Genomic DNA, 18214 nt, shown 5'->3' on the forward strand with positions numbered 1-18214 from the left:
ACGCACCACACCACCGGGAGTGCCAGTGGCACGCGTCGTAGTCGACGTCATGCTCAAGCCGGAGATCCTCGACCCGCAGGGGCAGGCGGTGCAGCGCGCGCTGCCACGCCTGGGCTTCGAGGGGATCGCCGACGTCCGTCAGGGCAAGCGATTTGAACTCGAGGTGGAGGGACCGGTCGACGACGCCGCCCTCGCCCGGATCCACGAGATGGCGGAAACGTTTCTCGCCAACACCGTGATCGAGGACTTCACCGTGCGGGTCGACTCGTGACCGCACGTGTAGGGGTCGTCACCTTCCCCGGCACCCTCGACGACCGCGACACCCAGCGCGCCGTCCGCATCGCCGGCCTGGAGCCCGTACCCCTCTGGCACCGCGACAAGGACCTCCACCAGGTCGACGCGGTCGTCCTGCCCGGCGGCTTCTCGTACGGCGACTACCTGCGGGCCGGTGCCATCTCCCGCTTCTCGCCGGTGATGGAGACCGTTATCGAGCAGGCGAAGGGCGGCCTGCCCGTCCTCGGCATCTGCAACGGCTTCCAGGTCCTCACCGAGACCCACCTGCTGCCCGGCGCGATGCTCCGCAACAACCACCTGCACTTCATCTGCCGGGACCAGAAGCTCCGCGTCGAGAACGCGGACACCGCCTGGACGGCCGACTACGAAGCGGGCCAGGAGATCTCCGTCCCGCTGAAGAACATCGACGGCCGCTACGTGGCCGACGAGCGGACCCTGGACGAGCTGGAGGCCGAGGGCCGGGTGGTCTTCCGCTACCTGGACGGCAACCCCAACGGCTCGCTCCGTGACATCGCCGGCATCACCAACGCCGCCGGCAACGTCGTCGGCCTGATGCCGCACCCCGAGCACGCGGTCGAGCCGCTGATCGGCACGGGCCGCACCGACGGCCTCGGTTTCTTCACGTCGATCCTCAAGAAGCTGGTCACGTCATGACGCTCGACACGGTCAAGCACGCCAACGAAACGCCCGACGTCGAACAGCCCTGGGCCGAACTCGGGCTCAAGCAGGACGAGTACGAGCGCATCCGCGCCATCCTCGGCCGCCGCCCCACCGGCGCCGAGCTCGCCATGTACTCCGTGATGTGGTCCGAGCACTGCTCGTACAAGAGCAGCAAGGTCCACCTCCGCCAGTTCGGCGAGAAGGCCCCCGAGAACGACGCGCTCCTCGTCGGCATCGGCGAGAACGCCGGCGTCGTCGACGTCGGCCAGGGCTACGCGGTCACCTTCAAGGTCGAGTCGCACAACCACCCCTCGTACATCGAGCCCTACCAGGGCGCGGCCACCGGCGTCGGCGGCATCGTCCGCGACATCCTCGCCATGGGCGCCCGCCCGGTCGCCGTGATGGACCCGCTGCGGTTCGGCGCCGCCGACCACCCGGACACCAAGCGCGTCCTGCCGGGCGTCGTCGCGGGCATCGGCGGCTACGGCAACTGCCTGGGCCTGCCCAACATCGGCGGCGAGGTCGTCTTCGACCCCTGCTACCAGGGCAACCCGCTGGTCAACGCGCTCTGCGTGGGCGTGATGAAGCACGAGGACATCCACCTCGCCAAGGCCTCCGGCACCGGCAACAAGGTCGTCCTCTACGGCGCCCGCACCGGCGGCGACGGCATCGGCGGCGTCTCCGTCCTCGCGTCGGAGACCTTCGACTCGACCGGCCCGGCCAAGCGCCCGGCCGTCCAGGTCGGCGACCCCTTCCAGGAGAAGCTCCTCATCGAGTGCACCCTGGAGCTCTTCCGCGAGGACCTCGTCGAGGGCATCCAGGACCTCGGCGGCGCCGGCCTCTCCTGCGCCACCAGCGAGCTTGCCTCGGCCGGCTCCGGTGGCATGCGCGTCGAGCTGGACACCGTCCCGCTGCGCGACGCCACGCTCTCGCCCGAGGAGATCCTCATGAGCGAGTCGCAGGAGCGCATGTGCGCGATCGTCGAGCCCGGCAAGATCGACCGCTTCCTGGAGATCTGCGAGAAGTGGGACGTCATCGCCACCGTCATCGGTGAGGTCACCGACGGCGAGCGGCTGGAGATCTTCTGGCACGGCGAGCAGATCGTCGACGTCCCGCCGCGCACCGTCGCCCACGAGGGCCCGGTGTACGAGCGCCCGTACGCCCGCCCCGAGTGGCAGGACGCGCTCCAGGCCGACGGTGCCGACAAGCTGCCCCGGCCGGAGACGGCCGAGGAACTGCGCGCGCAGGTCCTGAAGGTCGTCGCGTCCCCGAACCAGGCGTCCAAGTCCTGGATCACCGGCCAGTACGACCGCTTCGTGCAGGGCAACACCGTCCTCGCCCAGCCCGAGGACTCCGGCATGGTCCGGATCGACGAGGAGACCGGCCTCGGCGTCGCGGTCGCCACGGACGGCAACGGCCGGTACGCCAAGCTCGACCCGTACGCGGGCGCGCAGCTGGCGCTGGCCGAGTCGTACCGGAACGTGGCCGCCACCGGCGCCCGCCCGCTGGCGATCTCCAACTGCCTCAACTTCGGCTCCCCCGAGGACCCGGGCGTCATGTGGCAGTTCGCCGAGGCCACGCGCGGCCTCGCGGACGGCTGCCTGGAGCTCGGCACGCCGGTCACCGGCGGCAACGTCTCGCTGTACAACCAGACCGGCGAGACCGCCATCCACCCGACGCCCGTCGTCGCCGTGCTGGGCGTCATCGACGACGTCGCCCGCCGCACGCCGATGGCGTTCGCCGAGGAGGGCCAGCTGCTCTATCTGCTGGGCGACACCCGGGACGAACTGGGCGGCTCCGCCTGGTCCCAGGTGATCCACGACCACCTCGGCGGCCTGCCGCCGGCTGTGGACCTGGGCCGCGAGAAGCTCCTCGCCGAGATCCTGATCTCGGCGTCGCGGGACGGGATGGTGGACGCCGCCCACGACCTGTCCGACGGCGGGCTCGTCCAGGCCGTCGTGGAGTCCTGCCTGCGGGGCGGGAAGGGCGCGCGCCTGGTCGTCCCGGACGGCCTCGACGCCTTCACCTTCCTGTTCTCCGAGTCGGCGGGGCGGGCGGTCGTCTCCGTGCCGCGCAGCGAGGAACTTCGCTTCACGGACATGTGCGGGGCGCGGGGCTTGCCCGCGACGCGGGTCGGCGTCGTGGACGGCGATTCCGTCGAGGTTCAGGGCCACTTCACGCTGCCGCTGGCGGAGCTGCGCGAGGCGCACGAGGGAACGCTCCCGGCGTTGTTCGGGTAGGGGGTCCCCAGCCCCGCCCCTTCACTGTTTCTTGCGGGGGCCCGGCCCCCGCACCCCCGAAACCGCGCTCCGCGCGGTTGTCCTCAAACGCCGGACAGGCTGAGAGTGCCCGCTCGGGCACCATGCAGCCCGTCCGGCGTTTGAGGACCTCGCGGCGAAGCCGCGATGCCGGGGGCCGGGCCGGTCGCAATCCAGCCCGGCCGGCGTTTGAGGACGAGCGGCGGAGCCGCGATCAGGGGGTCTGGGGCGCAGCCCCAGGAATCGGCGAAGGGGTGGGACCGGGGCTCGACTCCTCGGTGGCCGCACCCCGCGGCAGCCGCAGCGCGAAGACGAACGCAAGCACCATCGCCCCCGCCGCGCACAGGAACACCACGTCCACCGCGGACGTGAACGCCTCGACCGCATCGGCGCGTTCGGCCCCGCGCAGGGCGGAGAGGCCACTCGTCGTCCCACCCGGCCCCTCCGCCGCGTACACACGAGCAAGCACCGTCCCGAACACCGCCGTGCCCAAAGCACTGCCGAGCGTCTGGAAGAAGCGGATCCCGGTCGTGGCGACGCCGAGCCGCCGCGGCGGCACAGCCTGCTGCGTCATGGCGATGAGCTGCCCCAGAAGCTGCCCGAAACCGACGCCGAGCAGCAGCATCTCGCCCCGTACGGCCCACAGGTCCGTCCCCGTACCGGACAGCGCCAGCAGTCCCATGGCGACGGCGGAGCAGGCCGACCCGGAGAGCACGGTGGTGCGCGGCGCCCAGCCGAGCCGGGCGGTGAGCAGGCCGACGGCGGTCAGGCCGAGGGCCAGCGGGAGCATGAAGAGGCTCGCGGCGGTCGGCTCGATGCCCCGGGCGATCTGCAGGTAGAGCATCACGTAGACGATCGAGCCCATGAAGGCCACCCCGGAGAGGGCCTGCACGGCGTAGGCGAGGCGTACGGTCCGGATGCGGAACAGGCTGGGCGGGAGCACGGGTTCGGCCGCCGTGGCCTGCCGCCACAGGAACAGCGCCAGCAGCACCACCGCTCCGCCGATGAGCCCGAGGATCACCGGGGAGCCCCAGCCGTGTTCCCGGCCGCCCCACTCGGTGACCAGCAGCAGCGCGGTGGAGAAGGCGGCGGCCAGCGCGGCCCCGAGGTAGTCGACGCGGTGCCGGACGCCGGGCGCGGGGAGGCGGAGGACCACCGCGGCGACTACCAGCACGGCGACGCCGATGGGCAGGTTGACGTAGAAGATCCAGCGCCAGTCGGCGTGGTCGGCGAGGTACGCGCCGAGCAGCGGGCCCAGGGCCATGCCGGCCCCGGCGACCAGCCCGCCGACGGCGGAGCCCTTGGCGGCGCCCTTCTTCGCGGGGTCCTTCAGCTGGGCGATGACGACCATGGTGACGCTCATCAGCCCGCCGCCGCCGACGCCTTGGACGGCCCGGAAGACGATGAGCCACTCCATCGAGCCGGCCGCGCCGCAGAGCGCCGAGCCCGCGAGGAAGACCGCGATCGCGCCCAGGAAGACCCGCTTGGCCCCGAGGGTGTCGCAGAGCTTGCCGTACAGCGGCAGGGCGGCCGTGGCCGCGAGGGCGAACGCGGTGATGAGCCAGGGGATGCGGTCGATGCCGTGGGCCGGGTCGAGGTCCTCGGCGATCGGGACGGTGACGGCCGAGACGATGTTCTGGTCGAGGACGGCCAGCAGCATCGTGACGAGGCAGACGACGAAGCCGGTCCGCCGCCGGGCGGCGGTCATGGGTGCGGTCATGGGAGACAGCCTGGAGCATGAATGTGTACCCGGTCAATTCTTCATCCCGACCAAAAGTTCATCCTGGTATAGTCCTGCCATGACGCAAGGGCAGCCGGGGCTGCGGGAACGCAAGAAGCTCCAGACCCGCCGCAAGCTGATGCAGGTCGCCGTCGAACTCTTCGAGGAGCGCGGCTACGACAAGGTCTCGGTCGCCGAGATCGCCGCCGCGGCGGACGTCTCGAAGATGACCGTCTTCAACTACTGCGGCAGCAAAGAGGACATCCTCGTCGGCGCGCTGGAGGACCACGTCGACGACGTCGCCCGGGCGGTGCGCGAGCGCGCGCCCGGCGAGTCCGTGGTGCACGCGGTGCGACGGCAGTTCCTCGCCTACGTCGACGCCTCCGAACCGGCGGTCGGCATGTGCGACGACCCCTTCGTCCTCCGGCTGCGCCGGCTCATCGTCGAGACCCCCGTCCTGCTCGCCCGCGCCCGGGAGATCGCCCACCGCAGCGAGCGGCTGCTGGCCGAGGAACTGGCCGCCGTCGGCGACCCGGCCATGGCCCACATCGTCGCCGGGCAGATCATCGGCCTGCGGTACTCCCTCGTCGCCCTCAACCAGCGCCGCCTGCTGGCCGGGGAGCCCGCCGCCTCCTTCGCCGGCGAGGCCAGGGCGCTGGCGCAACGGGCGTTCGACACGCTCGAATTCGGCCTCGGCGACTACGGAGCGGTACGGCCGGACACGGCCGGCTGACCAGGGCGGGCCCCCGCTCGCCCGCGCTGGTTACGCTCGGTCCATGACCGCCGCGCAGCGCAAGCCGAAGACCCGCAGCTACGACCCCGCCAAGGTGCGGGCCGCCCTGGACGGCCAGTTGGACGCCCTGCGACGAGCGGTGAGCACCCTCTGCGAGGGCCCCGACGCGGCCGCGGCGCTGGCCCGGCCCACCCGGCTGGGCGACTGGACGGTCCGCGACCTGATCGCCCACCTCGCCATCGCGCTGGAGTCCCTGCCCGGCCGCCTCGCCGAGCCCGCGCCCGACCCCGCCGCGCCCCGCGTGGGCCTGCGGGACTTCCTCGCCGGCATGCGGACCGGGGAGTCGGCCGTCGCGGCCGCGGCGACCGCCGAGTCGCACACGCTGGGTGACGAACCGGCCGCCGTCGCGGCCCGGTTGGACGAGGCGGCCGCCCGGCTCTCCGCCGCCGTCGCGGCCGCCGATCCGGCCGCGCCGCTCGCCACCGTGCTCGGCCCCGCGACCGTCGCGGACTACACGCTCACCCGCCTGCTGGAAGCCGTCGTCCACGCCGACGACCTCGCCGCGGCCACCGGCGTCCCCGTCGCCCACGACCGGCAGGCCCTGGCCACCGTCACCCGGATGCTCGCCGACGCGCTGGCCGTCGCGGCGCCCGGCGGCTCCGTGGAGGTCCGGATCCCGCCCTTCGCCGTCGTCCAGTGCGTCGCGGGCCCCCGGCACACCCGCGGCACCCCGCCGAACGTTGTCGAGACCGACCCGCTGACCTGGATCCGGCTGGCCTCCGGCCGCGCGGACTGGGCCGCCGCCGTCGAGGACGCGCTGGTCAGCGCGAGCGGCGAACGGGCGGATCTGTCCGGACAACTCCCTTTGTTCGGCTGAGTACCCGTGCGTCCGAACCCGCTGCCGCGTGACGGGGCGTCGCTGTCCGTGGTGTGAGCCATCCCCGGTCGTCCCCGGTTCGGATGAACCTCGTCCCTGCCATAGACTCGAGGTGTGCCTCGTGGTGACGGACGACTCAACCACGACCTGCTCCCCGGCGAGAAGGGCCCCCAGGACGCTTGCGGCGTCTTCGGTGTCTGGGCGCCGGGTGAAGAGGTCGCCAAACTCACCTATTTCGGGCTGTATGCGCTGCAGCACCGTGGACAGGAGTCCGCGGGCATCGCGGTGAGCAACGGCTCCCAGATCCTGGTCTTCAAGGACATGGGCCTGGTCTCCCAGGTCTTCGACGAGACCTCCCTCGGCTCACTGAGCGGCCATATCGCCGTGGGCCACGCCCGGTACTCCACCACCGGGGCCTCGGTGTGGGAGAACGCCCAGCCGACCTTCCGCGCGACCGCCCACGGCTCCATCGCCCTCGGTCACAACGGCAACCTGGTCAACACGGCCGAGCTGGCCGAGATGGTCGCCGCGCTGCCGCGCGACGGCGGCCGGGCCACCCAGGTCGCCGCGACCAACGACACGGACCTGGTCACCGCCCTGCTCGCCGGCCAGACGGACGACGACGGCAAGCCGCTGACCGTCGAGGAGTCGGCCGCCAAGGTCCTCCCCGCCGTCCAGGGCGCCTTCTCGCTCGTCTTCATGGACGAGCACACGCTCTACGCCGCCCGCGACCCGCAGGGCATCCGCCCGCTGGTCCTCGGCCGGCTGGAGCGCGGCTGGGTGGTCGCCTCCGAGACCGCCGCCCTGGACATCGTGGGCGCGGCGTTCGTCCGCGAGGTCGAGCCCGGCGAGCTCGTCGCCATCGACGAGAACGGCGTCCGGACCAGCCGGTTCGCCGAGGCCCGCCCCAAGGGCTGCGTCTTCGAGTACGTCTACCTCGCGCGCCCCGACACCGACATCGCGGGCCGCAACGTCTACCTCTCCCGGGTGGAGATGGGCCGCCGGCTCGCCGCCGAGGCCCCGGCCGAGGCCGACCTGGTCATAGCGACCCCGGAGTCCGGCACCCCGGCCGCCGTCGGCTACGCCGAGGCCAGCGGGATCCCTTACAGCGCGGGCCTGGTCAAGAACAGCTACGTCGGCCGGACCTTCATCCAGCCCAGCCAGACCATCCGCCAGCTGGGCATCCGGCTGAAGCTCAACCCGCTGAAGGAGGTCATCCGCGGCAAGCGCCTGGTCGTCGTGGACGACTCCATCGTCCGCGGGAACACCCAGCGCGCCCTCGTCCGGATGCTCCGCGAGGCCGGCGCCGCCGAGGTCCACATCCGGATCTCGTCCCCGCCGATCAAGTGGCCCTGCTTCTTCGGCATCGACTTCGCCACCCGCGCCGAGCTGATCGCCAACGGCATGACGGTCGACGAGATCGGCAAGTCCCTCGGCGCCGACTCCCTGGCGTACATCTCCATCGACGGCATGATCGAGGCGACCGCCATCCCCAAGGGGAACCTCTGCCGCGCCTGCTTCGACGGCGAGTACCCGATGGACCTGCCCGACCCCGAGCTGCTCGGCAAGCACCTGCTGGAGACCGAGCTCGCAGGCGGCCACGACGCCGCGGACGCCCTGCGCCGCCCGTAAGAACGACACGAAAGATCTCGAGACCCACATGTCTGCAGAGACCACCGGTGCCAGCTACGCAAGCGCGGGCGTCGACATCGAGGCGGGCGACCGCGCCGTCGAACTCATGAAGGAATGGGTGAAGAAGGCCACCCGCCCCGAGGTCGTCGGCGGCCTCGGCGGCTTCGCCGGCCTCTTCGACGCGAGCGCCCTCAAGCGCTACGAGCGCCCCCTCCTCGCCTCCGCCACCGACGGCGTCGGCACCAAGGTGGACATCGCCCGCCGCATGGGCGTCTACGACACCATCGGCCACGACCTGGTCGGCATGGTCGTCGACGACCTCGTGGTCTGCGGCGCCGAGCCGCTGTTCATGACCGACTACATCTGCGTCGGCAAGGTCCACCCCGAGCGGGTCGCCGCGATCGTCAAGGGCATCGCCGAGGGCTGCACCCTCGCCGGCTGCGCGCTGGTCGGCGGCGAGACCGCCGAGCACCCCGGGCTGCTCGGCGCGGACGAGTTCGACGTGGCGGGCGCCGGCACCGGAGTCGTCGAGGCCGACCGGCTGCTCGGCGCCGAGCGGGTCCGTGCGGGTGACGTCGTCATCGCGATGGCCTCCTCCGGACTTCACTCGAACGGGTACTCGCTGGTACGCCATGTGCTCCTCGACCGGGCCGGCTGGTCGCTGGACCGCGAGGTCCCCGAGCTCGGCCGCACCCTCGGTGAGGAGCTGCTGGAGCCGACCCGGATCTACTCGCTGGACTGTCTGGCGCTCACCCGGACGACCGAGGTGCACGCCTTCTCGCACATCACCGGCGGTGGACTCGCCAACAACCTCGCCCGGGTGATCCCCGATCACCTGCACGCGGAGATCGACCGCGCGACCTGGACGCCGGACCCGGTGTTCACCCTGGTCGGCGAGGTCGGCGGGGTCGAGCGCCTGGAACTGGAGAAGACCCTCAACATGGGCGTCGGCATGATGGCCGTCGTGCCCGCGGAGTCGGTCGACGCCGCCCTGACCACGCTGGCCGACCGGGGCGTCGAGTCCTGGGTCGCCGGTGAGATCACCGAGCGCGGCGACCGTGCCGAGGCGGCGGTGCTCGGCGGAGACTACGGTGACAGTGGTGCCCACACGGCCTGACCGGGCCCGGGCAGCACAGAACCCGGTCCGGGGCGAGGCCCCGGACCGGGTCGGAGAAAGCTATCGCGTCAAGCGCGGCGACGGTAGACGGACTGGCCGGACGCCTGGTGCTCGTCCTCGTCGTCCTCGTCGTTGTAACGCGCCGCGTACTGAGCGTACGGGTCGTCGTCCAGCTCATCGTCGAGTGGCGGCTCGCTCTTCGGCGGCTGCTTCGTCGGCGATGCGCCCAGCTCATCGGCCAGGCGTGAGAGGTCGGTCCCACCGCTGTTGTACTTCAGCTGGCGGGCGACCTTTGTCTGCTTGGCCTTGGCCCGGCCGCGCCCCATGGCTCGACCCCCTCAATTACGGGGCTCGACGGCCCCAGAGTCTTGACACGCGTTCACTGTCATGAGTCAGAGCGGATTCCCGCAGAGGAATCCGGCCTGTAGGACTTCAACGGTACCTGCTTCCGCGGCCATACGGTACGTCGCCCGCATGACGTGCCACGGAGCACAACCTTAGGGGCGCCCCGTCCCCGCTGGTCAGCTGCGATTTTAACCCGTCCCGGGCGGCGACCCGCCGAGGGGTGGTGAGGGATGTCTCCCTTGTCGTCCCCCACCGCCCCCGGCGGTCCGCTCTGTCGGGACCACTGTGCGGACCCCGACCACCCGAGCGGACCGGGACCCGCGCCGGCTACGTCCCCGCCGTCCCTGGCGTCACTGCCGTACCTGACGCGGCACCCCGGCCGAACCGGTCCCGCGCGCCTCCGCCATCCGCTGCTCGGCGAGCCGGTCGGCCGCCGCCGCGGGCGGGATGCCGTCCGCCGCCGCCCGCTCGAATATGGCCAGCGTGGTGTCGTAGATCTTCGCCGCCTTGGCCTTCGCCCGGTCGAAGTCGAAGCCCTTGAGCTCCTCCGCGACCTGGATGACGCCGCCGGCGTTCACCACGTAGTCCGGCGCGTAGAGGATGCCGCGGTCGGCGAGGTCCTTCTCCACCCCCGGGTGCGCGAGCTGGTTGTTGGCCGCACCGCAGACGACGGTCGCCGTGAGGGCCGCCACCGTCTCGTCGTCCAGAGCGCCGCCGAGGGCGCAGGGCGCGTAGACGTCCAGCGGTGCGCGCACCAGGACGTCGACGTCCGAAACGGCCGTGACCTGGGGGAACTTCTCGGTGATCGCCTCGACGGCGGCCTGCTTGACGTCGGTGACGACGACCTCCGCGCCGTCCTCGACCAGGTGCTGCACCAGGTAGCGCCCGACCTTGCCGATCCCGGCGACGCCGACCCGCCGGCCGCGCAGCGTGGGCTCGCCCCACTGGACGCGCGCCGCGGCCCGCATGCCCTGGAAGACGCCGAACGCGGTGAGCACGGACGAGTCGCCGGCGCCGCCGTTCTCGGGGGAGCGGCCGGTGGTCCAGCGGCACTCGCGGGCGACGACGTCCATGTCCCGCACGTACGTGCCGACGTCGCACGCGGTGACATAGCGGCCGCCGAGAGAGGCCACGAACCGTCCGTAGGCGAGCAGGAGTTGCTCGGTCTTGATCGCGTCCGGGTCGCCGATGATCACGGCCTTTCCGCCGCCGTGCTCCAGACCCGCCAGCGCGTTCTTGTACGACATGCCGCGCGCGAGGTTGAGGGCGTCGCGGACGGCCTCCTCCTCGGAGGCGTAGGCGTGGAAGCGGGTGCCGCCGAGCGCCGGGCCCAGGGCGGTGGAGTGGAGGGCGATCACGGCCTTGAGGCCGGTCTCGCGGTCCTGGCAGAGCACGACCTGCTCGTGCCCGCCGAGTTCGGAGCCGAACAGGGTGTGCAGCACGCTCTCGGACTCGGCTGGGGAGGTGGGACGTACGTCAGTCACGGTGGTGACTCCATATGTCTCGCGCTTCGCCCTCCCGGGGGTGGGGGAGGGCCGGTTGGCACGAGGGTAGGGCCTGACGGCCCCGCGTAAGGGTGCGGTGCCGAGGATCACTCTCCCGGGCCCCCGTCCCGTGGGACGATTCGCTCCGTACGGGGAGGTCCGCACGGCTCCCCGAGGTGTCCTGCTGCTTGAGGGAGCGAGCGTGGGTCTGGCGTCGTCGGTCACCGTCCCGTACGCGGCCTATCTGCGGGTCTACGAGCCGCTGAGCGCCTTCCCGCGGGCCGAGCGCCGGTACTGGGAGGAGTACGCCCGGCGCGCGACGCTCCCCACCGCGCAGGACGAACTCCGCCGGTCGCTCGCGGACTTGCTGCCCACGCCGCCGGTGGCGGTCCCCGTGCACGAGAGCGGCGACGCGTTCGTGGCGGTCCGCGACGGCGTCGTCTGTGTCTGCCCCTGGCGCACCCGGCTGCGCGGCTGGCTGGCGCTGGAGGAGCTCGCCGAGCGGTTCCCCGCCCCGGTGCTCGACGCGGTGCTGCCGCCGGTGGTGCGGCGCCAGGCCGAGGCGGACTACGCGCGGTGGCTGGAGCGCAACCCCGACGCCCGGCCGTGGATCAGGACGGCCACCTGGCAGGTGCCGCTGCGCTGGTTCGTACTCTTCTCCGACGAGGAACGCGAGTACGGCAAGGCGTCGGAGGCGGCCGGCGGCTCCGGCGGCCCGGTGCGGGAGGGGCTGGTGCTCCGCTACCGGACGGCGATGGTGGAGGCCCGGCGGCGGGTGGCCCGCGGGCTGCGCACGCTGCGGGACGCCATCGAGGAGGGCCCGCTGATCGACGGCCTGGTGGACGTGGGCAGGTGGCTGGAAGAGTTCCATCCGCGGTCCCTCGTGGAGCTGGACTACGGCGGGCTGGTGCATATGGTGCCGGAGGCACGGCTCGCCGACGACCGCTCCGCGGCGGACACGGCGGAGGGCCTGGCCGCGCTCCGGGCCGGGGACGGCGTCCGGGCGGGCGAGGTGTACGAGCGGCTGACGGAGCGTTGGCGCGCGGTGCGGGACCGCCAGTTCGCGAACTGACCGGCGCCGGCGGGGGATTAGGGATTCCAGGACCTAGGTCCTGATCCGGCCAATTGCCACAACCGTGATCTAACGCACTTACGTCAGGTCTTGCGCCCATCGCCCACCCTCGTGGCAAAATAGGACAAGGAGTCCGGGAAGGACTCCTTCCGTCCGAGTAAGGGTGGATGGATCGGTATTGCACTCCTTGGCGGGTCTGGTGACCCCTGATCCCGCTGTGACTGATCGTCACGGTGGCGTGACTGTCCGCTATGGCATGGTCCATCGGCTTCCGTCGAGGTTGAACACCTGAGAGGGCAATTCCATCGGTTTGGCCGACGTGGCTGGACAGATGGTGTAGTTGTAGTGCCGAGGACAAGCCGTTCGTCCTATAACCGACTCGGCCCGCGTCCGCCATTTCGGGCAACGCGGGTCAAGGTGCAGAATTTAGAGGAAAGAACCGATCCTGAACTCGGTTCTCCCGAGGAGGCCGCTCATGACCGCTCGCACCCCTGATGCCGAGCCGCTGTTGACCCCGGCTGAGGTTGCCACGATGTTCCGCGTGGACCCGAAGACGGTCACGCGGTGGGCCAAGGCAGGCAAGCTCACGTCCATCCGTACGCTCGGAGGCCACCGCCGTTACCGCGAGGCGGAGGTCCGGGCGCTGCTGGCAGGCATCCCGCAGCAGCGCAGCGAGTCCTGAACCACCGTTTGACCGGGCGTTTTCCGGGGCCCCCAACCCGGTGACCGTCCACCCTCAGCTCCACACGTTCCACCAGGCACCACACGACTGCGGAGACCTGCCCCCAACGGGAATCCGCGCCCGGAACGGGTGACGTCGTCGATCGCGCTGGGCTCCGCCGGGTCCAGCGCGGTCTTTTTTGTGCCCGCGCCCGGGACCGTGCCGGCCCGGAGAACCCCCGGGCGTACCGCCGGAGTCCATTCCGGAATGGTTGAGCAGCCGGTGCAATTGCACATATTAAATTGACCGGTGATGACCGGGGCGTGAGTTCCGTCATCTCCGTAACTCTTTCGGTGACTCCCGTCACAGCATCCCGAGCTTGCCGCCCGTCGTCGCCCTGCGATAGAGAAGCCGACCGTCCCGTCTGTTATCGGGAAAGCCCGGCCGCGGCGCTCCCCCGCCGGTCCGACGTCCGTACCGTACGGCCGGTCGTCCGCCGTTTCGGGGACCCACGCCGTCCTTCATGCCGCCGGGCCCTTCCCGGGGGCGCCCCGGGTTCCCGGACCGCCCTGGGCGGCCGTGGGCGCCGCCTCCAGGGCCAGCCTCAGGAGCCGGTGGCACACTGCGCAGTGACGGGTCAGATGGCGGTAGCGGACGGAGGCCGAGAGGTGGGCTCGCAGCAGCGCCCCCGTCTCGTGCCGGGGCCTCACGGTCGGGCTGGTCGTGGTCATCGGGCGCACACCTCCCACTGACTGGGTACCCCTGGCACGTGTCTCCGTCAAGGAGCGGTACGGGAGGGGAGGGCGGCCTTGGCCAACCGCCGGAGGGGTGTGTTTCGGCCATGAGCGCGATGGTCACCGCGCACGAACGTAGAGGCCCGCTCTCCTCGCGGAGAACGGGCCTCTACCGATGCGGTCCTGACGGGATTTGAACCCGCGGCCTCCACCTTGACAGGGTGGCGAGCACTCCAAACTGCTCCACAGGACCTTGCTGCTTTCCCGCCTTCGCGGTGCTGCGTGGCAAGACTCTACAGCAGGTCAGGGGGTGCGGTCGAACTCGCCTTCCCGAGGCCGCCCCGGATCCCTCCCGGACGCTTCCCGAGGTCAGGGCGCGAGGGCGTCGATGGCCTTCACGATGCGCTTGTCCGAGACCGGGAACGCCGTGCCGAGCGCGTGCGCGAAGTAGCTCACCCGGAGTTCCTCGATCATCCAGCGGATGTCCAGGGCCTCCTGGGGCACCGGCCGCCCCTTCGGGAACTGCTCCAGCAGCCAGGCGTGCTCGTCCTGCATCTCCTTGACCTTGGCCAGCCGGGCGCGGTCCCGCTCCGCGTTGGTGGGCAGCTGGGTCAGCCGCCGGTCCACGGCCACCAGGTAGCGCAGCAGGTCGGGCAGCCGGCGGACGCCGTGGGCGGTGACGAAGCCGGGCTTCACCAGCTCCGCGAGCTGCTGCTTGACGTCCGTGAGGGACGTGAGCAGCACGGGGCTCGTGGTGGCCTTCAGCCGGCGTTCGCACGCCTGCCAGGCGGCCAGCACCTCCTGCGCCTTGCGGATGGTGTCGAGCGTCACGTCGACGATGTCCGCCCGGACCGCGTCGAAGAGCTTCCGGAAGCCCTCCTCGTCCCAGGCGGGCCCGCCGTGGCCGGCGATCAGCTTGTCCGCCGCACCGGACACGCAGTCCTCGAAGAGGGCCTGGATGGAGCCGTGCGGGTTCCGGGACAGGGCGAGCTTCTGCTGGTTGCTCAGCTTGTCCTGGGCGAACTTGGCGGGGTTGGAGGGCAGGTTGAGCAGGATGAGGCGGCGGGTGCCGCGCCACATGGCCTGCCGCTGCTCCTCCTCGGTGTCGAAGAGGCGGACGGCGACCGTGGCGCCCTCGTCGACCAGCGCCGGGTACGCCCTCACGGGCTGCCCCGCGCGCCGGGTCTCGAAGGTGCGCGGCAGGGCCCCGATCGTCCACTGGGTGAGCCCGGACCGCTGCTCGGGCCCGGCGGCGCTCCCGGGGGCCGTGGAGGCCTTCTCGAAGGCCTTGGTGATGGCCGCCTGCGTCTTCGGCTTCAGCCGGGTGCGCAGCGCCTCCAGGTCCTTGTCCTCGGCGATCTTCCGCTTGCGCTCGTCGATGATCCGGAAGGTGATCTTCAGGTGGTCGGGGACGCGGCTCGGGTCGAAGTCGTCGGCCTCGATCCGGACGGCGGTCATCCGGTGCAGCTCGCGGGCGAGCACGGTGGTCAGCGGCTCCTGGACGGGGACTACCGAGTCCAGGAACCGCTGCGCGTAGTTCGGCGCCGGCACGCAGTTGCGGCGCAGCGGCTTCGGCAGCGAGCGGATCAGCTCCGTCACCAGGTCCTCGCGCAGACCCGGGATCTGCCAGTCGAAGCCCTCCGGAGAGACCTGGTTGAGCACCTGGAGCGGGATGTGGACGGTCACGCCGTCCGCGTCCGCCCCCGGCTCGAACTGGTACGTCACCCGGAACTTCAGCCGGCCCTGCCGCCAGGAGTCCGGGTAGTCGTCCTTGGTGACCGCCTCGGCGTTCTCGTTGATCAGCATGGAGTGCTCGAAGTCGAGCAGCCCCGGCTCCTCGCGGCGCTTGTGCTTCCACCACGAGTCGAAGTGCGCCCCGGACACGACGTGTTCGGGCAGCCGCTGGTCGTAGAAGTCGAACAGCGTCTCGTCGTCCACCAGGATGTCCCGGCGGCGGGCGCGGTGCTCCAGCTCCTCGACCTCGCCGAGGAGCTTGCGGTTGTCGTGGAAGAACTGGTGGTGCGTCTTCCAGTCGCCCTCGACCAGCGCGTTGCGGATGAACAGCTCGCGGCTGGTCTCCGGGTCGATCCGGCCGTAGTTGACCTTGCGCTGCGCCACGATCGGCACGCCGTAGAGCGTCACCCGCTCGTACGCCATGACGGCCGCCTGCTTCTGCTCCCAGTGCGGCTCGCTGTACGTCCGCTTCACCAGGTGCTGCGCGAGCGGCTCGATCCACTCCGGCTCGATCCGGGCGTTCACCCGGGCCCACAGCCGCGAGGTCTCCACCAGCTCCGCCGACATGATCCAGCGCGGCGGCTTCTTGAAGAGGGCCGAGCCGGGGAAGACCGCGAACTTGGCGCTGCGGGCGCCCAGGTACTCGTTCTTCTCGGTGTCCTTCAGGCCGAGGTGGGACAGCAGGCCCGCCAGCAGCGACTGGTGGACGCGCTCCGGGGCCGCGTCCTCCTCGTTCAGGTGCACGCCCATCGACTTCGCGACCGTGCGCAGCTGCGTGTAGATGTCCTGCCACTCGCGTATCCGCAGGTAGTTCAGGAACTCCGACTTGCACATGCGGCGGAAGGCCGAGGACGACAGCGCCTTCTGCTGCTCGCGCACATAGCGCCAGAGGTTGAGGAAGGCGAGGAAGTCGCTCGTCTCGTCCTTGAACCGGGCGTGCTGCTGGTCGGCCTGCTGCTGCTTCTCCGAGGGACGCTCGCGCGGGTCCTGGATGGACAGCGCCGCGGTGATCACCATGACCTCGCGGACGCAGCCGTTGCGGTCCGCCTCCAGCACCATGCGGGCGAGGCGGGGGTCCACGGGGAGCTGCGACAGCTTCCGGCCGAGGGGCGTCAGGCGCTTCTTCGGATCCTTCTGCTGCGGATCCAGCGCGCCCAGCTCCTGGAGCAGGTCGACGCCGTCCTTGATGTTGCGGCGGTCCGGCGGGTCGATGAACGGGAACTTCTCGATGTCCCCGAGCCCGGCGGCCGTCATCTGGAGGATGACGGAGGCGAGGTTCGTGCGGAGGATCTCCGCGTCCGTGAACTCCGGACGGGAGAGGAAGTCGTCCTCCGAGTACAGCCGGATGCAGACACCGTCGCTCGTCCGGCCGCAGCGGCCCTTGCGCTGGTTGGCGCTGGCCTGCGAGACCGGCTCGATCGGCAGCCGCTGGACCTTGGTGCGGTGGCTGTAGCGGGAGATCCGGGCGAAGCCGGGGTCGATGACGTACTTGATGCCGGGGACGGTGAGGGACGTCTCGGCGACGTTGGTGGCCAGGACGATGCGGCGGCCGGTGTGGCGCTGGAAGACGCGGTGCTGCTCGGCGTGGGAGAGGCGCGCGTAGAGGGGAAGGATCTCCGTGCCGTGTCCATCAGCGCCCCCGGCGCGGGGGAACTTCTTCTCCAGCGCGTCCGCCGTGTCGCGGATCTCCCGCTCGCCGGAGAGGAAGACCAGGATGTCGCCGTCGCCCTCCCGCTGGAGCTCGTCCACCGCGTCGCAGATCGCCGTGATCTGGTCGCGGTCGGAGTCCTCGGACTGCTCCTCCAGCAGCGGCCGGTACCGCACCTCGACCGGATACGTCCGGCCGCTGACCTCGACGATCGGGGCGTCGCCGAAGTGCCGGGAGAAGCGCTCCGGGTCGATCGTCGCGGAGGTGATCACGACCTTGAGGTCGGGGCGGCGGGGGAGCAGCTGGGCGAGGTAGCCCAGGATGAAGTCGATGTTGAGGCTGCGCTCGTGCGCCTCGTCGATGATGATCGTGTCGTACTGGCGCAGCTCGCGGTCGGTCTGGATCTCCGCCAGCAGGATGCCGTCGGTCATCAGCTTGACCATGGTGTCCGGGCCGACCTGGTCGGTGAAGCGGACCTTCCAGCCCACGGCCTCGCCCAGCGGCGTCCGCAGCTCCTCCGCGACCCGCTCCGCCACCGTGCGGGCGGCGATCCGGCGGGGCTGGGTGTGCCCGATCAGGCCCCGGACGCCCCGGCCCAGCTCCAGGCAGATCTTCGGAATCTGGGTGGTCTTGCCGGAACCGGTCTCACCCGCGACGATGACGACCTGGTGGTCGCGTATCGCCTCGAGGATCTCGTCCTTCTTCTGGCTGACCGGGAGCTGCTCGGGGTAGGTGACGGCCGGCACCCGGGCCGCGCGGCGCGCCACGCGCTCCTCGGCCTGGCCGATCTCGGCCTCGATCTCGGCGAGGACCGCCTCCCGGGCCTCGGGCTTGCGGATCCGGCGGGCACCGTCCAGCCTGCGGCCCAGCCGCTGCGCGTCGCGCAGGGACAGCTCGGACAGGCGCGCGGCGAGGCCGGCAGGGGTGAGGGCAGGCTGCGTAGACATACGGACCCCAGGATCGCACCAGCCGGGACGAAGCGGCGAACGCATTTAGGGGCGGCCGCGGCGTGGGGGTGCCCCGGTCCCGCCCTTTCACCGTTTCCCGGGGAGGGCCCCGGGCCCCCGAAACCGCGCTCCGCGCGTTTGAGGACAGCGCCCCAAAGGCGCTTCGGGGGGCGGGGGGGGCTCGCCCCCGCAAGAAACGGTGAAAGGGCGGGACCGGGGCGCCTCAAACACAGAGGCCCCCGTCCGAAGACGGGGGCCTCACAGTGGCTGGGGCCGGGGTCGAACCGGCGACCTTCCG

The 18214-nt window shown here is 71.4% G+C and carries 14 protein-coding genes and 1 tRNA gene; 9 read left to right on the forward strand and 6 right to left on the reverse strand.

The features are described from left to right. Nucleotides 1-25: 25 nt before the first annotated feature. From purS to purL, 3 genes are read left to right on the forward strand one after another with little or no spacing between them, the layout of a single operon-like run. Entirely contained in the window at nt 26-271 is a 246-nt protein-coding gene (gene purS, locus JNW98_RS01275) for a phosphoribosylformylglycinamidine synthase subunit PurS (protein WP_006604673.1), read from the forward strand. Next, complete coding sequence (gene purQ, locus JNW98_RS01280; RefSeq protein ID WP_223766153.1) at nt 268-948, forward strand: phosphoribosylformylglycinamidine synthase subunit PurQ; 681 nt, start codon at nt 268-270, stop codon at nt 946-948. The genes purS and purQ overlap by 4 nt, the downstream gene beginning before the upstream one ends. Continuing rightward, nucleotides 945-3194, forward strand: a complete 2250-nt coding sequence (purL, locus tag JNW98_RS01285; RefSeq protein ID WP_223766154.1) for a phosphoribosylformylglycinamidine synthase subunit PurL — start codon at nt 945-947, stop codon at nt 3192-3194. The genes purQ and purL overlap by 4 nt, the downstream gene beginning before the upstream one ends. Before the next feature lie 232 nt (nt 3195-3426). On the opposite strand, the gene JNW98_RS01290 is transcribed toward purL, so the two are convergent. Next, nucleotides 3427-4932, reverse strand: a complete 1506-nt coding sequence (locus JNW98_RS01290; RefSeq protein ID WP_223766155.1) for an MFS transporter — start codon at nt 4930-4932, stop codon at nt 3427-3429. A gap of 79 nt (nt 4933-5011) precedes the next feature. Here JNW98_RS01290 and JNW98_RS01295 point away from each other — a divergent pair, with 79 nt between their 5' ends. From JNW98_RS01295 to purM, 4 genes are all read left to right on the forward strand, one after another. Continuing rightward, entirely contained in the window at nt 5012-5665 is a 654-nt protein-coding gene (locus tag JNW98_RS01295) for a TetR/AcrR family transcriptional regulator (protein WP_223766156.1), read from the forward strand. 43 nt (nt 5666-5708) lie between these two features. Next, nucleotides 5709-6542: a sterol carrier family protein gene (locus JNW98_RS01300; protein WP_223766157.1), complete on the forward strand. Its 834-nt coding sequence runs from the start codon at nt 5709-5711 to the stop codon at nt 6540-6542. Between the two features lie 114 nt (nt 6543-6656). Next, entirely contained in the window at nt 6657-8174 is a 1518-nt protein-coding gene (gene purF, locus JNW98_RS01305; protein ID WP_223766158.1) for an amidophosphoribosyltransferase, read from the forward strand. Between the two features lie 28 nt (nt 8175-8202). Next, complete coding sequence (gene purM / locus JNW98_RS01310; protein WP_223766159.1) at nt 8203-9291, forward strand: phosphoribosylformylglycinamidine cyclo-ligase; 1089 nt, start codon at nt 8203-8205, stop codon at nt 9289-9291. Nucleotides 9292-9359: 68 nt separating this feature from the next. Here purM and JNW98_RS01315 read toward each other — a convergent pair whose 3' ends face one another. Together JNW98_RS01315 and JNW98_RS01320 are read right to left on the reverse strand one after the other, a co-directional pair. Continuing rightward, nucleotides 9360-9617, reverse strand: coding sequence for a DUF3073 domain-containing protein (locus tag JNW98_RS01315; RefSeq protein ID WP_223766160.1), 258 nt, complete (start codon nt 9615-9617; stop codon nt 9360-9362). Nucleotides 9618-9986: 369 nt separating this feature from the next. Continuing rightward, complete coding sequence (locus tag JNW98_RS01320) at nt 9987-11120, reverse strand: Leu/Phe/Val dehydrogenase (protein ID WP_223766161.1); 1134 nt, start codon at nt 11118-11120, stop codon at nt 9987-9989. 202 nt (nt 11121-11322) lie between these two features. On the opposite strand from JNW98_RS01320, the gene JNW98_RS01325 reads away from it, so the two are divergent. Together JNW98_RS01325 and bldC are read left to right on the forward strand one after the other, a co-directional pair. Continuing rightward, nucleotides 11323-12192: a DUF8083 family protein gene (locus tag JNW98_RS01325; RefSeq protein ID WP_223766162.1), complete on the forward strand. Its 870-nt coding sequence runs from the start codon at nt 11323-11325 to the stop codon at nt 12190-12192. Between the two features lie 475 nt (nt 12193-12667). Continuing rightward, nucleotides 12668-12874 (forward strand): developmental transcriptional regulator BldC, encoded by a 207-nt coding sequence (bldC, locus tag JNW98_RS01330; RefSeq protein WP_003980577.1) that lies wholly within the window; start codon nt 12668-12670, stop codon nt 12872-12874. 500 nt (nt 12875-13374) lie between these two features. On the opposite strand, the gene JNW98_RS01335 is transcribed toward bldC, so the two are convergent. The 3 genes from JNW98_RS01335 to hrpA form a co-directional block, all read right to left on the reverse strand. Next, entirely contained in the window at nt 13375-13584 is a 210-nt protein-coding gene (locus JNW98_RS01335; RefSeq protein ID WP_223766163.1) for a DUF6274 family protein, read from the reverse strand. A 181-nt stretch (nt 13585-13765) separates the two neighbouring features. Further along, a tRNA-Asp gene (locus tag JNW98_RS01340) sits at nt 13766-13840 on the reverse strand. A 116-nt stretch (nt 13841-13956) separates the two neighbouring features. After that, a complete protein-coding gene (gene hrpA / locus JNW98_RS01345; RefSeq protein WP_223766164.1) occupies nt 13957-17916 on the reverse strand; it encodes an ATP-dependent RNA helicase HrpA in 3960 nt (1319 codons plus the stop codon). Nucleotides 17917-18214: the final 298 nt, after the last annotated feature.

It is taken from the genome of Streptomyces huiliensis (assembly GCF_020037025.1).
Lineage (GTDB): Bacteria > Actinomycetota > Actinomycetes > Streptomycetales > Streptomycetaceae > Streptomyces > Streptomyces huiliensis.

Excerpts from the sequence above, each read along its gene's own strand:
- purM (WP_223766159.1), top strand. The coding sequence starts at position 8,203 with ATGTCTGCAGAGACCACCGGTGCCAGCTACGCAAGCGCGGGCGTCGAC.
- bldC (WP_003980577.1), top strand. The coding sequence starts at position 12,668 with ATGACCGCTCGCACCCCTGATGCCGAGCCGCTGTTGACCCCGGCTGAG.
- JNW98_RS01295 (WP_223766156.1), top strand. The coding sequence starts at position 5,012 with ATGACGCAAGGGCAGCCGGGGCTGCGGGAACGCAAGAAGCTCCAGACC.
- JNW98_RS01300 (WP_223766157.1), top strand. The coding sequence starts at position 5,709 with ATGACCGCCGCGCAGCGCAAGCCGAAGACCCGCAGCTACGACCCCGCC.
- JNW98_RS01315 (WP_223766160.1), bottom strand. The coding sequence starts at position 9,617 with ATGGGGCGCGGCCGGGCCAAGGCCAAGCAGACAAAGGTCGCCCGCCAG.
- purL (WP_223766154.1), top strand. The coding sequence starts at position 945 with ATGACGCTCGACACGGTCAAGCACGCCAACGAAACGCCCGACGTCGAA.
- JNW98_RS01335 (WP_223766163.1), bottom strand. The coding sequence starts at position 13,584 with ATGACCACGACCAGCCCGACCGTGAGGCCCCGGCACGAGACGGGGGCG.
- hrpA (WP_223766164.1), bottom strand. The coding sequence starts at position 17,916 with ATGTCTACGCAGCCTGCCCTCACCCCTGCCGGCCTCGCCGCGCGCCTG.
- JNW98_RS01290 (WP_223766155.1), bottom strand. The coding sequence starts at position 4,932 with ATGACCGCACCCATGACCGCCGCCCGGCGGCGGACCGGCTTCGTCGTC.